Source organism: Thermaurantimonas aggregans (assembly GCF_003851885.1).
GTDB classification, from domain to species: domain Bacteria; phylum Bacteroidota; class Bacteroidia; order Flavobacteriales; family Schleiferiaceae; genus Thermaurantimonas; species Thermaurantimonas aggregans.
Window position 1 is genome coordinate 40,205 of the sequence record NZ_BHZE01000019.1, and the last position, 14,483, is coordinate 54,687.

At 49.2% G+C, this 14,483-nt stretch carries 12 protein-coding genes; 10 read left to right on the top strand and 2 right to left on the bottom strand.

The window, feature by feature from the left end:
* The first annotated feature begins 398 nt into the window (after positions 1–398).
* The 3 genes from porZ (at position 399) to EIP89_RS08925 (ending at position 4,139) form a co-directional block, all read left to right on the top strand.
* A complete protein-coding gene (gene porZ, locus EIP89_RS08915; RefSeq protein ID WP_124398331.1) occupies positions 399–2,738 on the top strand; it encodes a type IX secretion system anionic LPS delivery protein PorZ in 2,340 nt (779 codons plus the stop codon).
* Positions 2,739–2,814: 76 nt separating this feature from the next.
* Positions 2,815–3,138, top strand: a complete 324-nt coding sequence (locus EIP89_RS08920) for a DUF8820 family protein (protein ID WP_124398332.1) — start codon at positions 2,815–2,817, stop codon at positions 3,136–3,138.
* An 8-nt stretch (positions 3,139–3,146) separates the two neighbouring features.
* Positions 3,147–4,139, top strand: a complete 993-nt coding sequence (locus tag EIP89_RS08925) for a DUF6745 domain-containing protein (protein ID WP_124398333.1) — start codon at positions 3,147–3,149, stop codon at positions 4,137–4,139.
* Positions 4,140–4,167: 28 nt separating this feature from the next.
* On the opposite strand, the gene EIP89_RS08930 is transcribed toward EIP89_RS08925, so the two are convergent.
* A complete protein-coding gene (locus EIP89_RS08930) occupies positions 4,168–5,418 on the bottom strand; it encodes an ABC transporter permease (RefSeq protein WP_245966133.1) in 1,251 nt (416 codons plus the stop codon).
* Between the two features lie 12 nt (positions 5,419–5,430).
* A complete protein-coding gene (locus tag EIP89_RS08935) occupies positions 5,431–7,296 on the bottom strand; it encodes an alpha-amylase family glycosyl hydrolase (RefSeq protein WP_124398334.1) in 1,866 nt (621 codons plus the stop codon).
* A gap of 199 nt (positions 7,297–7,495) precedes the next feature.
* Between EIP89_RS08935 and purL the strand changes: the two genes are divergently transcribed.
* The 7 genes from purL (at position 7,496) to EIP89_RS08970 (ending at position 14,298) form a co-directional block, all read left to right on the top strand.
* Positions 7,496–9,733 carry a phosphoribosylformylglycinamidine synthase subunit PurL gene (gene purL / locus EIP89_RS08940; RefSeq protein WP_124398335.1) on the top strand — a complete coding sequence of 746 codons (2,238 nt, stop codon included), beginning with the start codon at positions 7,496–7,498 and terminating at the stop codon, positions 9,731–9,733.
* 10 nt (positions 9,734–9,743) lie between these two features.
* A complete protein-coding gene (locus EIP89_RS08945) occupies positions 9,744–10,148 on the top strand; it encodes a DUF3299 domain-containing protein (protein ID WP_160160572.1) in 405 nt (134 codons plus the stop codon).
* The gene (locus EIP89_RS08950; protein ID WP_124398337.1) at positions 10,141–10,620 is read left to right on the top strand and encodes a DUF3299 domain-containing protein; all 480 of its coding nucleotides are present in this window, start codon (positions 10,141–10,143) and stop codon (positions 10,618–10,620) included. The genes EIP89_RS08945 and EIP89_RS08950 overlap by 8 nt, the downstream gene beginning before the upstream one ends.
* A 6-nt stretch (positions 10,621–10,626) precedes the next feature.
* Positions 10,627–11,871: an RsmB/NOP family class I SAM-dependent RNA methyltransferase gene (locus EIP89_RS08955; RefSeq protein WP_245966134.1), complete on the top strand. Its 1,245-nt coding sequence runs from the start codon at positions 10,627–10,629 to the stop codon at positions 11,869–11,871.
* The gene (murQ, locus tag EIP89_RS08960; RefSeq protein WP_124398338.1) at positions 11,864–12,688 is read left to right on the top strand and encodes an N-acetylmuramic acid 6-phosphate etherase; all 825 of its coding nucleotides are present in this window, start codon (positions 11,864–11,866) and stop codon (positions 12,686–12,688) included. The genes EIP89_RS08955 and murQ overlap by 8 nt, the downstream gene beginning before the upstream one ends.
* Complete coding sequence (locus EIP89_RS08965; RefSeq protein WP_124398339.1) at positions 12,685–12,933, top strand: DUF6095 family protein; 249 nt, start codon at positions 12,685–12,687, stop codon at positions 12,931–12,933. Before murQ ends, EIP89_RS08965 begins: the two co-directional genes overlap by 4 nt.
* Positions 12,934–13,224: 291 nt before the next feature.
* Positions 13,225–14,298: a class I fructose-bisphosphate aldolase gene (locus tag EIP89_RS08970; RefSeq protein ID WP_124398340.1), complete on the top strand. Its 1,074-nt coding sequence runs from the start codon at positions 13,225–13,227 to the stop codon at positions 14,296–14,298.
* Positions 14,299–14,483: the final 185 nt, after the last annotated feature.

Below are 14,483 nucleotides of genomic sequence, written 5' to 3' on the forward strand. Positions count from 1 at the left end.
CTTTCAATGCCGTTCGTGGTTTGGTAGAAGTTTATATTTTTCTCTATTTGGGCGTGCCCCTCGCAGCACTGCCTGTTAAGGCAGCTGCTCGGGTCGGGCTACTCTGGGGTACGCTTCGCTCCCGTGCTTCGGCTCAGCAAGGCTTCGCCTCCGCACCGCGCTATCGCGCGCCCGCCGTATCCCTCACGCGGCAGCGGCTTAGAGCCGCTTAAAATTTATAATGCACATCTTCTGTCTCTCACTCTTGCAGATTATTTATACTCAACCCAAGCGAAAGAAGTTATAAGCTTTGCTGAAGCACATTACCCGACCTGCTCCTTAACAATCGAAAGCAAATCTGCACTTTCATCGCCCTATATCTATGCGAATCCACATCGCCTTTACGTTACATTTGAGGCATGAGAATACTAAGGTCGTTCCAATTAACGTGTTTTGTATCATTACTAATAGCTCATTCAGCCTCTTTCGGTCAGAATCAATCCATTCCCTTAGGCGGTTGGATCGAGCACGTGTCCTTTCGCTCCACTTCAGCAGTAGTGGAAACCGGTGCTGACGTAGTAGCCGCCTCTGAAAAAGGCCTCATCATCGTAAACAAAGCCGACAGAACCGAAATCCAAACCCTCACTAAGAGCCGTGGTCTCAGCGACATCGACATACAGCACCTGGCCTGGTACGCTCCTGAAGACCTCCTGATCGTAGGCTATCGCAATGGTAACCTCGACCTGATCAGCTCTGCCTACACCGTGCGAAACATAAGCGACATCGCACGTTCCAACATTTTCCTCGGTCGCCGTCGGCTCAATAAGATCCGCATTTACCGCGATCGCGCCTACATCTGTACGGGCTTCGGTATTGTCGTCTTCGACATAGGTCAGCGGCTTTTTCCTGAAACATTGATCATCGGACCAAACGGCTCACAGATCGAAGTCTTCGACCTGGCCTTCGACGAGGCAGGAGGCCGCGTTTATGCCGCCACCGAGCTTGGTGTCTTCTCAGCGTCACTGAATAGCTCGCTGAGCTTTTTTCTCAATTGGACACCCGAACCAGGCATGGCTAACAAACCTTTTAATCACATTGTCAACTGGCAAGGAAAAATCGTAGCTAATCGCCTTACCGGCACCAACGACGATAGCCTCTTCATCCGTGAAAACGGCACTTGGAGCTGGATGTACGACGTATTCATCTCCAAGAATTTCGACGTCGAAGTCTGTGGCGATGAACTGGTCATTACCAACGACTTTTCAGTCGTAAGCTATCGGCCCAATCGCTCCAAACGCCTTAACATCGAGCCTGGCAATGTCTTTAATCCGCGCTTCAAGCCCAAAGCAGCTGTTCTGGCCAGAGACGGCAATTGGTATTGGATTGCCTCTGAGCTTGAAGGCATGTATGGCTATTTCTATCCCGAAGGTTGGCTTTTTACCTTCCTCCCCGACGGCCCCTTCGACGAAGACGTCTTTCGAATGCGCTACCACAACGGCCGGCTCTGGGTAGCACCGGGAGCGCTCAACAGCGTTTGGGGACCGACCTTCAATAACAAAGGCATCTACTATTACGAAAACTTCGACTGGCAACACCTCACCGCCTCTCAGCTCAACAACCGCACTGACATTCTCTCCATCACTCCATCGCCCGTAGAGCCAGGCACTGTGTACGCCACCGCCTGGGGTCAGGGCATTGTACAAATCACTAACGGCCAATACGTCACCACCTTCAATGCTTCTAACACCGATGGTGGTCTCTCACCCGTAGCTGGTGCACCCGATCAGGTGCGCGCCTACGATATAGTCTTCGATTCTAAAGGCAATCTCTGGACTGCCACTTCTTTGAGCGAAAGGCCACTGACGCGTCGCACCCCAAACGGTCAGTGGGTCAACTATGCCATGGGCACAGTAGCAGGTACCACTACCAATATAGGCCGTATGCTCGTGACCCGCGAAGACCAAATATGGATGACCCTTCAAAACCGGGGAATCGCCGTTGCGCGACTCGACCCGAACGGCACCCTGCAAGTACGACAGCTTACCCAGCTCGAAGGCAGTGGAAACCTGCCCTCGGCCGACGTGCGCGCCTTTGCCGAAGACCTCGATGGAGCCGTTTGGATAGGCACTTCAGCAGGCGTAGCCGTGCTCTACACCCCGCGTTTTATCTTTGAACCCAACCGAAGCTACGACGTTCGTCGTATCACTTTCGAAGAAAACGGCATCGTGCAAGCCCTTCTCGCACAAGAGGTGGTAACTGCCGTAGCTGTGGACGGAGCCAACAAAAAGTGGTTTGGCACCCAAAACTCAGGCGTATTCTACACCTCAGCCGATGGGCGCGAACAAATTTTCAACTTCAACCGAAACAACTCGCCCTTGCCCTCTAACAACATCCTCGACATCGAAATCGACCGCCGTACCGGACTAGTGTACATCGCCACCGATCGCGGCATCGTAGCCTACCAAGGAGCTGCCACCGAAGGCAATGAGACCTTCACCGACGTATTTGCCTACCCCAACCCCGTAAGGCCTGACTACGACGGTCCCATCTTTATCCGCGGTCTGGTAACCGGAGCCTATGTGAAAATAACCGATGTGGCCGGCAACCTCGTCTTTGAAACACGGGCCGAAGGCGGACAAGCCATTTGGGATGGAAAAGACTTCAAAGGCCGCAAAGTACAGTCGGGCGTTTATCTTGCTTACATGAGCGATGAGCTGGGCTTCAATACCCATGTGGCCAAAATTCTCATTGTCCGATAGCTACACCTACTTTTTTATCAAAGGCAGCGAGAACAATTTTTCGGTATTTTTGATATCCTATTAAAAAAGGATTGAAATGCAGTGGAGACAAGGAGATGTGCTCATTGAGCGCATCGACGACAACATCGAGTTGTCACAAAAATCAGAAGAAACGCTGCTGGTGCGCGGTGAGGGACGCTATCACGGACACTTTGCCACCGGCGACGTAACAGTGTACACCGAAAATGGCAATTTGTACCTCGAAGTACACTCTCAAGCTCAAGTGGAACACCTCCATACCGAAACGCGCTCCTTTACCGGCGAACACCACCCTATCAGCCTACCGCGAGGCAAATACCGCATCATTCGCCAGCGCGAATACAATCCCTACGAAAAAACCATAGCTTTTGTCCAAGATTAATCCAACACTTGGAGAGCTACATAAGCGACATCATCAGCTACTATTACAACCTTGGCGACTTTCAGCCACCTGCTGAAATTGCGTTTGCACAAACTCCTGCCGAATTCTCCAAACATCTGGCTGTGCTTGCTGCTAAGGATGGGTGTGATTCGCTGCACTCTAAGATACTCGACGGCTTTCGGCAAAAAATTTTGGCTCCATTGAGCACCTGGCTTCAGCGACATAACCTCACGTCAGCATACCATTCTGTGTTCAATGCACACTACCGCACGCGCTTCTTAAACCTAAAACACCAACGCGATTCACTTATCACTGCTCTCTTGCCATCGGCCGTTGTGGCTGAAAAAATCCGCAAAATCCCCCAACACGACTTCCTGGCCGCTACCTACATCGAAGCCGTATTTATTGATTTTCTCAAAAATTTTTCACAGCTGCATCCCTTCGAAGGTCAAACCGGCCTCTTCTTAGAGCTCTATCGTCGCCCCATCGGTTTTTTAAGCTTCTTTACCCCTGATACAGCCCTTGTATTGCGCTGGCCTGATGCCTTCGAAACTATGGTCGACGGCACGCTGCATTCTGCAGTTGGCCCAGCACTACAGTGGGTTGAAGAGAAGCATTACTTCTACTCCGGCTGGAAGATTCCTCCTGAATTTTACGAAAATCCCAAACTGGTAAAGCCTAGTACCGTGCTGGGCGAAGCAAATGTAGAGAAACGACGTGCCTACATGGAGATACTTGGCAGCAGCCGCTATGCCGAACTACTCGACCTCGAAATCAAAGACCAATCCATCGACCGCTATGGCAATCTGATCGAGCTCTACCGAACTCGAACTGTTGACGAGCTGGCGCGCGAACACTTGCAATTCGTAAAAGTGACCTGCCCTAGTACTGGTCGCAACTATATGCTCTGCGTACCTCCCACCATTGCCACTGCTCGCGAAGCCGTAGCCTGGACCTTCGGCAAGCACCCTGACGACTACAACCCCCTGCTTGAGACTTGATTTTAAATAAATCTCTGAGGTTTATATCTTACTCATACCTCAGCGCTTCTACAGGGTCGAGGTTGGCGGCTTTGTTGGCAGGATAGTACCCGGCAGCTACGCCGGTGATGAAGCAGAGGACAAAGGCCAGCAATATCCATTGCCAGGGAGCGACGAACTTGCCGCCGATGAAATATGCCGTCAGGTTTCCTATGGCTAGGCCGAGAATTATTCCTGCGATGCCGCCTAATTGTGTAAGCACCACAGCCTCTGTGAGAAATTGCTGGCGAATAGTTGCCTTACGAGCACCAAGGGCTTTGAGAATGCCGATTTCGCGGGTGCGCTCAGTCACCGACACAAGCATGATGTTGAGCAAGGCAATGGCCGCGCCCAGTAGCGTGATGAGGCCGATGCCTGTTGCAGCCAAAGTAACATAACGCAGGTTACTGATGAGGATTTGGGCAAAAGAGTCACTTTTTACAATCTCGAAATTGTCAGGTTGATTGGGCTTAAGCTTTTTGATGGCTCGCATAGTAGCGGTTACCTCACCGATAAGAGCATCGAGTGCTTCGGTCGAAGGGGCCATTACATTTACCGAATAGGTTTCAGAGCGACGCTTGTAAATAGCGCGCGCATTGGTAAGAGGAATGATGACCGTGCGATCGCCTCCAAAACCCGAGGCCGCCCCTTTAAAGGCCAGCACGCCCACTACCCGGTATCGATTTGGCCCGATGGAAAAGGTTTGATTCAGTGCACTTTCCACACCAGGAAAGAGCAGTTCCTTTACATCATGACCTATAACGGCCGAAAAACTTCCTCGGCTCAATTCCTGGTCAGTAAAAAAACGTCCCTCCTCCAGGTCATACCCCGAAGTAACCAAATAGTCACCTTCGGCCGCCCAAATACCCACATTAGGATTGGACTTGATAGAACCGCGCTTTACTTCAGCGACCCCGGTAGCCAGATAAGAGATAGAGTTTACTACACCTTTCTCCTTTAAAAAAGCTGCCAACTTGCGCGCCTGCGCCAGCGTGATGGGCGGGAAGGTGCGCACAGGCTCGCGCCTCCGACCAATTTGAATCGAAAGTGCTCTGTTTTGTACGGTAAAGGTGGTTGCCCCCAATCGGCTGAATTGTCCGCTGATGGTCTGCTCAATTGCTGACGTAGAAGTAAGTATGCCCACCAGAGCCGTGATGCCAAAGGCAATGATCAATAGGGTAATAACGGTGCGAAGCCGTTGATTAAAGATGTTGCGCACTGACTGCACCAAATTCTCCCGAAAGACGATCCAACGCTCCAAAGCTCGAAGAAATTAAAATTCAATAATGGCACTTTGAAAGGGCTCCAAGTGCACTGATACTCGACCTGACTGACCTCTGACTTCGATGGTAAAGCCGTTGTTTCGACCTAAAATGTCTTTGCCTGGGAACTTGCCCTGTGCCAGTTGGAGCCGCTTCACAGCCTCAGGCGAAAGTTTTAAAATGAAGTCTGAATTTTTATCTGAAAAGTTCACGACCACAAGCAATCGGTTTAATCCCTTATGGCGAATATAGCTGAAGAGCTTGTTGTGGTATTCCAAGGGGTTCTCAGCACGGTTGAAGAGGTGCAGATCGATGTAGTCGCCACGCAATGCCGGATGGCTGCGGGCTATGTTGAGCAAAGTTTTGTAGTAGTTGCGAAGTTCTTTTTCGCGCTCCGTAAGTGCACCGCCGTCAAATTTGCCGCCATTCATCCAACGCTGATGAGCAGGCACTCCTATGTAGTCGAAGATGCTCGTGCGCGTCGGTTTGCCAAAGCCTGCATCTTCTGCTCCCTGTTCGCCTACCTCTTGGCCGAAGTAGATCATGGTAGCCCCCTTGTCCACCGTAGCCGAAACGACCATAGCCGGCAGGGCTTTAAAAGGATCGCCCGCAAAGGCCGGACTGGCGATTCGCTGCTCGTCGTGGTTCTCCAGAAAATGCAACAGCTTTGGATGTATGTCGGCATTGCGCTCTATGATGGCAGGCAGATGATCGGCATTGCCACGCCCCTCTACGATGTGGCGCAGAGTGTCGTACATCTCCACTTTGTCGTAGAGGTAGTCCATTTTGCCCAAATAAATATAGTCGCGGTAAATCGAAGGGTTGTAAATTTCAGCTAATAGAAAGGCGTCAGGCTTTTTCATTTTAATGGCTGAATTCATGTAGCTCCAAAATTCAACTGGTACCATTTCGGCCATATCGTAGCGAAAGCCATCGACGCCAAAGTCGATCCAGTACTCGGCAATTTGCCGAAACTTTACCCATGTATCGGGCACAGTCTTACCTTTCCAGAATTCAAAGTGTGCTCTGTAATCCTTGTTTCGATAGTCAGCCGGAAGCTGGGGAAAGTGCTTTGTGCCATCAGGCGCCACGCCGTAGTTCACTTTTACGGTTTCATACCAGTCGTAAAAGTCGGGGCGAGGTGAGCGGCTACCGTTACCTGTCCACTTGGCCGGATATTCCTCAAATTTCCCATCTGCCAGCGGATGCAGCTCCCCGCCTAAAGGGCGATAACCATCACGCCATTCAGGCACTTGAAAAGCCTTGCCGGGGATGTAGTAAAAGTTGTTGTTCACATGAAATTCGACCGAGACGTCGTCGTCTTCGCCTAAATCTTTTACACCGGCAGGACGGCTAATGCTGTTGTAACGGCGAGCCACATGGTTTGGCACTAGGTCGATGATTACCTTGAGCCCCAGGCTATGCGTGCGATCAATCAAAGCTTTAAACTCCTGTAGGCGTTGGGTTACATCAACCGCTAAATCTGGATTGACGTTGTAGTAATCTTTGACTGCATAGGGGCTACCTGCTCGCCCCTTGACCACATCGGGGTCGTCGAGGCTTATTCCATATTTGGTGTAATCGCCCACAAGAGCATGATGAGGTACACCGGTGTACCAAAGGTGAGTAGCCCCAAGTGCTTTGAGCTCCATCAGCGCTTCGGTCGTTATGTCGTTAAACTTACCTACACCGTTTTCTTCCTTTGTTCCCCAAGGCTTGTTAGTGGTCACTTTATTGCCAAAAAGGCGCGTCATCATTTGGTACACCACAGGTTTTTGTTCTACAGCTGATATTTCACTCATTTCATTTGATTCATTTGAGGTAGTACACCCATGCCAAAGCATCGCACCTGCCAGTAGGCTGAAAATTCGTTTCATGGCACCGCCAGATTATTCGCTACGAAGTAAGGGCATTTTGCCCATCTGTTGAAAAAGATATTGGGATGATTTTTTTTAAATCCAAACGAAAAAAACAATTAAAACCTCTCATCAAATTTGAAGGAGCCGCAAAATAAGACAGTGGCCGGGCAGTGGGCGTGTATCTTTGTGCCTTGAACTGGAAAAATCCCATTCGTACATGAATACCGCACTATATCCGCCGGTAAACGCGGCCACAGCTAAGGAGCTCGGCCTGCTGGAAGAGGAATTTGAACGCATCAAAGAATTACTCGGGCGCGAACCAAACTTCACTGAGCTGTGTGCCTACTCAGGCATGTGGTCGGAGCACTGCTCGTACAAAAATTCGATCGTATGGCTCAAAACGCTGCCCAAAGACGGTCCACATATGCTGGTAAAGGCTGGTGAAGAAAATGCCGGACTTGTGGATATAGGTGATGGTTACGGATGTGCCTTTAAAATCGAATCACACAATCACCCCTCAGCGCTGGAGCCCTATCAAGGGGCTGCCACCGGAGTAGGTGGCATTAATCGCGACATCTTTACGATGGGTGCGCGACCCATTGCGCTGCTGAACAGCTTGCGCTTTGGCGACCCCACCTTAGAGCGAACCAAATGGCTTGTTAAAGGTGTAGTAAAAGGCATCGGAGACTATGGCAATGCTTTCGGAATACCAACCGTGGGCGGTGAAACGTACTTCGACAAGTGCTATAACCAAAATCCGCTGGTAAACGCTTTTTCAGCAGGAATTGTACGCACTGATCGCATCATTCACGCTAAAGCTGAAGGCGTTGGCAATCCGGTCTTTATAGTAGGTTCCAGCACGGGTAAGGACGGAATTCACGGTGCTTCATTTGCTTCAAAAGATTTGACTGAAGATTCAGCTGACGATATACCGGCCGTACAGGTGGGCGACCCCTTTATGGAAAAATTACTGCTCGAAGCCACTATGGAACTGGCCGAAACCAATTACGTAGTAGGTATGCAGGATATGGGTGCGGCCGGCATCATCTGCTCCACCTCTGAGATGAGTGCTGCCGGCAAACACGGCATGAAGATTCACTTAGACCGCGTGCCACTGCGCCAAAAAAACATGGAGCCTTGGGAAATACTGCTATCTGAGAGCCAGGAACGCATGCTGGTAGTGGTGAAAAAGGGCTACGAGGAGCAAGTGAAAGCCATTTACGACAAGTGGGACATCCACTGCGAACAAATTGGCGAAGTAATTTCAGGCGACAGGCTGTACTTCTACTGGCACGGAGAGCTGGTAGCCGACCTGCCGGCCAGTTCGCTGGTGCTCGGTGGCGGTGCGCCGGTGTACTATCGCGAGTTTCGCCAGGCTGCCTATTACAGCGAATTGCAAAATTTCGACATCCACCAAGTACCCGAACCTGCAGACCTAAAAGAAGTGGCCAAAAAGATACTCGCTCTGCCCAATGTGGCAAGCAAACGCTTTATCTACGAGCAATACGACTCAATGGTCGGCACGGTAAACATGAGCACTAATCGCCCCACCGATGCTGCTATAGTTAACTTGAAAGGCACGCCCAAGGCGCTAGCCATGACGGTTGACTGCAATCCGCGCTTTGTATGGGCCGATCCTTATGTAGGCACCATGATGGCCGTGAGCGAAGCCGCGCGCAATATCGTGGTATCTGGCGGGCAACCTTCAGCCGTAACCAACTGTTTGAACTTTGGCAATCCGTACAATCCGGAGGTCTATTGGCAGTTTGTAGAAGCAATCAAGGGTATGGGCAAGGCGTGCGAAGCGTTTAAAACACCTGTAACGGGAGGAAATGTGAGCTTTTATAACCAAACTGTAACCAAAGAAGGTGTAGAGCCAGTATTTCCTACCCCTACGATTGGTATGATCGGCATCGTAGAAAACAAAAATTATATCACTTCGATTCCTTTTAAGCAAAAAGGTGATTTGATCTACCTGATCGGTACGGTGCGCGAAGACATCAATCAGTCGCAGTATCTGGTGCACATACACGGCATCGAAAAATCTCCTGTGCCCCTGTTTAGCCTCGAAGAAGAATTTGCTCTACAAGAGCAACTAAAAATGACCATTCGCCAAGGGCTGATTCAGAGCGCACACGACATTTCAGAAGGTGGTCTTTGGGTGTGCTTAATGGAAAAGGCTTTGACCAGCGGATTAGGCTTTGACATCACTTTACCTGCTGAAATTCGGAAAGATGCTTACCTCTTTGGCGAAGGTCCCTCTCGCGTAGTAGTAACTGTAAAGCAAGAAGACGAAACTGCCTTTATCGACTCCATGATGCTCAATGGCGTAGATTTTGATTTGCTCGGCCATGTGACCAAAGGCAGCATCCGCATCGACGACGAAGACTGGGGACATGTGGACGACTACCGCAAACTATATGAAGATTCCCTTACTGATACCATACTTTCGTAATGCGTTGACTGTGCTCGCACTACTTATTGTGCAACTCGGACACAGCCAAAAGATATTGACCTGGTTTACACTGGGTACCACCCTCAGTGGCGAAGACCCGGCTAGACCAGGCTTTTACCAGCCCATCTTTTCTCCTGAATTGGAAAAATACAACGGTCAGGAGGTGATTTTGACAGGCTACGTGATACCAGTGGACTTTTCAAACAACACATATGCGCTGTCGAAAACCCCCTTTGCCAATTGCTTTTTCTGCGGAAAAGCAGGAATTGAAACGGTAGTAGGCCTGAGGTTTAAAAACCGACAGAGCAAGTTTTTGGTCGATCAATTCATTGTCGTAAAAGGCATCTTAAGGCTCAATAAGCACCCAAACGGTGATTTCATTTACTATTTAGAAAATGCAGAGTTGCATGGTTAAAAATTTTCTCTTTCCTAGAATGAGTGCTTTTCTGTTCATTTTAACTTGTGGTCTAACAGCACCGCATAGCACAATTGCACAAAATCAAGATATAATAAAAATCACTTGGAAAACCCTTCAAGATGTAAAATTTACAGAGAAGTATTACAAAGAAGCCGAAGCGTGGTTTCTCTTCCCCAACTTTGGGCAATCGCTCAAGCAACTCAATGGTAAAACGGTAGAAATCAAGGGGTATGTGATACCTATTGATGCCGAAAACGGGATGTATGCTCTCTCGGCCTTTCCTTTCAGCTCGTGTTACTTCTGTGGTGGAGCTGGTCCGGAGTCCGTATTGTCACTAAAGCTGAAAAAAGGCCATCGGCGCTACAAAACAGATGAGGTGCTCACCTTCAGAGGCACTTTTCAGCTCAACGACAAAGACATCAACGACTTTAATTACATCCTCCGAAATGCAGAGGAGGTAAAACAGTAAAATCCATTGGCAGCGAGTAATAAAAGCACTTTAGCTACTCCTGAGAGGCTGTATCCCAATCTGGTCGGAGGAGTCATTGAGGCCTTGGAGACCATTTTCGGTATGGATGTGTATGCTGACAAGGCGATAGAGCGCCTTTTTAAAGCTAATCGAAAATGGGGCGCCAGAGACAGAGCCTTTGTAGCTGAAAGTGTGTATGAAATCGTACGACACTGGCGACTGCTCTGGTATCTGCTGGGCGAAAACCCATCGCTCAAGCGCAAAAAGCTCTACAAAATCTTCGCACTTTACCGATTGTTCTCAGGTAAATGGCTTCCAGGCGATGACCCCAAATGGTCTGATATTGCTTCGGAATGGCCATTGATACAAAAAAGGTTAGATCAGATAAATGACCCCAACATTCGGGAGTCATTCCCAGACTGGCTGGCTGAGTTAATCTCACCCAATAAAGAATGGACCACCCTTGCGCATACTTTAAATCAACCCGCCGGCTTACACCTGCGCGTAAATACACTACTCACTACCCGCGAAGCTGTCATAGAGCGATTGAAGGCTGAGGGAGTAGAAGCTACTCTCCTGCCCTACAGCAATGTAGGCTTACAATTGAGTGAGCGCGTAAACGTGTTTAGGCTGGAGAGCTTTCACGAAGGGCTGTATGAGGTACAAGACGGAGGTTCACAACTCATAGCGCCCTTTTTAAACCCTAAACCGGGCGAGCGCGTGATCGATGCCTGTGCCGGTGCAGGAGGCAAGTCGCTGCATATGGCTGCCCTAATGCGCAACAAGGGACAAATCATCGCTATGGACGTAGAAGAACACAAACTCAGCGAACTGCGCCGTAGAGCAGCGCGCAATCGTGTGGACAACATCGAAACCCGACCCATAGAAGGCAGTAAAACCATAAAACGCCTGCACCACAGCGCCGACAAGCTGCTGCTCGATGTACCCTGTACCGGAACCGGTGTGATTCGCAGAAATCCGGATACAAAGTGGAAGTTGAGAGACGAATACTTTCAACGTGTACTTAGCATACAGCGCGAAATACTCGACACCTACACCGATATGCTCAAGCCCGGCGGAACCCTCGTATATGCGACCTGTTCGCTCATTGACGACGAAAACCGCCGACAAGTAGAAGCCTTCCTGGAGCGAAAGAAAGGCGAATACACCTTGATCACTGACAAGCAAATACTGCCCACCGAACTCGACGCTGACGGATTTTACATGGCATTACTTCAGAAAAATGGCTGAATTCCAACGCATCACAGAGCAAGACTCGCCTTACCGACATCTGGAAAAAAGATCTACCCGCGAACTGCTGGAAATCATCAATCGCGAAGACCAGACTGTGCCTCTGGCAGTGCATAAGGCTCTACCAGAAATTGAAGCTCTTGCAGAAGCAATTTACCAAAAACTCGCTAACGGCGGTCGTCTTTTTTACATCGGTGCAGGTACAAGCGGAAGGCTCGGCATTGTAGATGCCAGCGAATGTCCTCCGACCTATGGAGTACCCCACGGCATGGTCATAGGCCTGATAGCCGGTGGCGATGGAGCCATACGAAAAGCCGTGGAATTTGCCGAAGACGACTACGAAGGCGCCTGGCGCGACTTGCAAGAACATGGAGTAAACGCGGCCGATATTGTAGTAGGAATAGCTGCCTCTGGCACTACTCCTTATGTGGTGGGAGGTCTCGACCACTGTCGCCGGGCAGGAATAGCTACGGGCTGCATCACTTGCAATCCCGGTGCGCCGGTGACTCAGTTTGCCGACTATCCGGTAGTAGTCGTCACAGGACCTGAAGTGGTTACCGGCAGCACGCGAATGAAAGCCGGCACAGCCCAAAAACTCGTACTCAATATGCTCACTACCACAGCCATGATCCGCTTGGGTCGGGTAGAAGACAATAAAATGGTACGCATGCAGCTGGCTAACTACAAACTGATCGACCGCGCTGCCCGCATAGTTGCCGAAAAGGCCTCCATTTCTTACGATATAGCTCTTGATTTGGTACGCCGAACCGGTGATGTAAAATCTGCGTTAGCTTTGTATGAAAATCAGAAAAAATGAAGTTTGAGTACAAACCTCGCCCTCATTCTGACAAAGAGTTACTGGCAAAAGGCGCTACCCTGATGTTTGGCTCTATGCCTTTCATCTTCAGTGGTCCGGTTTTGTTTTATTACATTGGTTTTCCGCTGCTCGACGAGGGCAAAGTGTGGGGCATCGTTCTATCGGCTGCCTTCAGCATTACAGCAATTGTGTTGTTTGTCTTAGGCTTGAGAAAAGTCCTTAAGGGATTTTTTTCAGCGAAATAATTACACTTTATATCCAAATTTGACTGAAGCAATCCTTCACTGCCGGTTTATTGATTCATATTCCTTTCGATAACAAGGACTTTTAACAAAATCAGGTTGATATCCTTTGTCAAAACACTTTTTACAGCCAAACATACTCTGGCCGGATGCTCTCAGTGTATGTTTCGCATTTAGATTTGATCGAATGAATTTTCGTAGTAAAGAATCATGCGAAAATTCTCTAAATGAAAAAGATATTCAACAAAGTGACATGTTAACTTTGTCGGCAACAGAACACAAATACCAAAATGTATGACCCACGCTGAAATCGTTTCGCTGCTCGGTGACCAGGCAGAATCGCTGCTAACGCATACCTGTACAACCATTCCCAAAGAACAACTCCACTTGCCGGGACCCGACTTTGTAGATCGCATTTACGGACCTAGCAACCGCAACATTCCTACCCTGCGAAGCCTCCATGCACTTTACAATCACGGACGTTTGGCCAGAACAGGCTACCTGAGCATTTTGCCTGTAGATCAAGGCATAGAGCACAGTGCAGGCGCATCCTTTGCAAAAAATCCCATTTACTTCGATCCAGAAAACATTGTAAAGCTCGCCATCGAAGGGGGCTGTAATGCCGTAGCCTCTACTTTCGGCGTTTTGGCTGCCACAGCGCGCAAGTATGCACACAAAATACCCTTTATCGTTAAAATCAATCACAACGAACTGTTGACCTATCCCAATAAGTTCGACCAAATCATGTTTGGCACCATCGAAGATGCCTGGAACATGGGAGCAGTAGCCGTGGGAGCTACCATCTACTTTGGCAGCGAAGAATCTAGCCGCCAGATCGTAGAGGTAGCTGAAGCATTTGCATATGCTCATGAACTCGGCATGGCAACCATCTTGTGGTGTTATACTCGAAACAGCGCTTTCAAACGCGACGGAAAAGATTACCACACCGCTGCTGACCTCACTGGTCAAGCAAACCACTTGGGTGTAACCATTCAAGCCGATATCGTAAAGCAAAAACTACCCACCCTCAATGGAGGATACAAAGCGCTCAACACTGGAGGATCATCTTACGGCAAGCTCGACGAGCGCATTTATACTCACCTCACTACCGATCACCCCATCGACTTAACCCGCTATCAAGTAGCCAACAGCTATATGGGCCGTGCTGGTTTGATCAACTCTGGTGGCGAATCAAAAGGCGCCAGCGACTTGGCTGATGCCGTATTTACTGCAGTGGTGAATAAGCGTGCCGGTGGGCAGGGATTGATCTCCGGCCGCAAAGCCTTCCAGAAGCCTATGAACGAAGGTGTTGCTCTGCTGCACGCCATTCAGGATGTTTATCTGGACGCTGAAATCACTGTGGCGTAAGGTTCGTTGATAGTTTAAAATTCTTTCAAACGGTTTTTAAAAAACGAATCTTTAAAACAAAGAAGGTGTCCAAAAAGTAAAGGACGCCTTCTTTTTTATTTTGATAAAACCCTTAATTGAAGTAAATTAGAGCCATCATAGACATTTTAAGTGAGGCGAGTAGTCTTTAAACAGCAACCCGGCAA

Excerpts from the sequence above, each read along its gene's own strand:
- porZ (WP_124398331.1), top strand. The coding sequence starts at position 399 with ATGAGAATACTAAGGTCGTTCCAATTAACGTGTTTTGTATCATTACTA.
- EIP89_RS08920 (WP_124398332.1), top strand. The coding sequence starts at position 2,815 with ATGCAGTGGAGACAAGGAGATGTGCTCATTGAGCGCATCGACGACAAC.
- EIP89_RS08935 (WP_124398334.1), bottom strand. The coding sequence starts at position 7,296 with ATGAAACGAATTTTCAGCCTACTGGCAGGTGCGATGCTTTGGCATGGG.
- purL (WP_124398335.1), top strand. The coding sequence starts at position 7,496 with ATGAATACCGCACTATATCCGCCGGTAAACGCGGCCACAGCTAAGGAG.
- EIP89_RS08950 (WP_124398337.1), top strand. The coding sequence starts at position 10,141 with ATGGTTAAAAATTTTCTCTTTCCTAGAATGAGTGCTTTTCTGTTCATT.
- murQ (WP_124398338.1), top strand. The coding sequence starts at position 11,864 with ATGGCTGAATTCCAACGCATCACAGAGCAAGACTCGCCTTACCGACAT.
- EIP89_RS08965 (WP_124398339.1), top strand. The coding sequence starts at position 12,685 with ATGAAGTTTGAGTACAAACCTCGCCCTCATTCTGACAAAGAGTTACTG.
- EIP89_RS08970 (WP_124398340.1), top strand. The coding sequence starts at position 13,225 with ATGACCCACGCTGAAATCGTTTCGCTGCTCGGTGACCAGGCAGAATCG.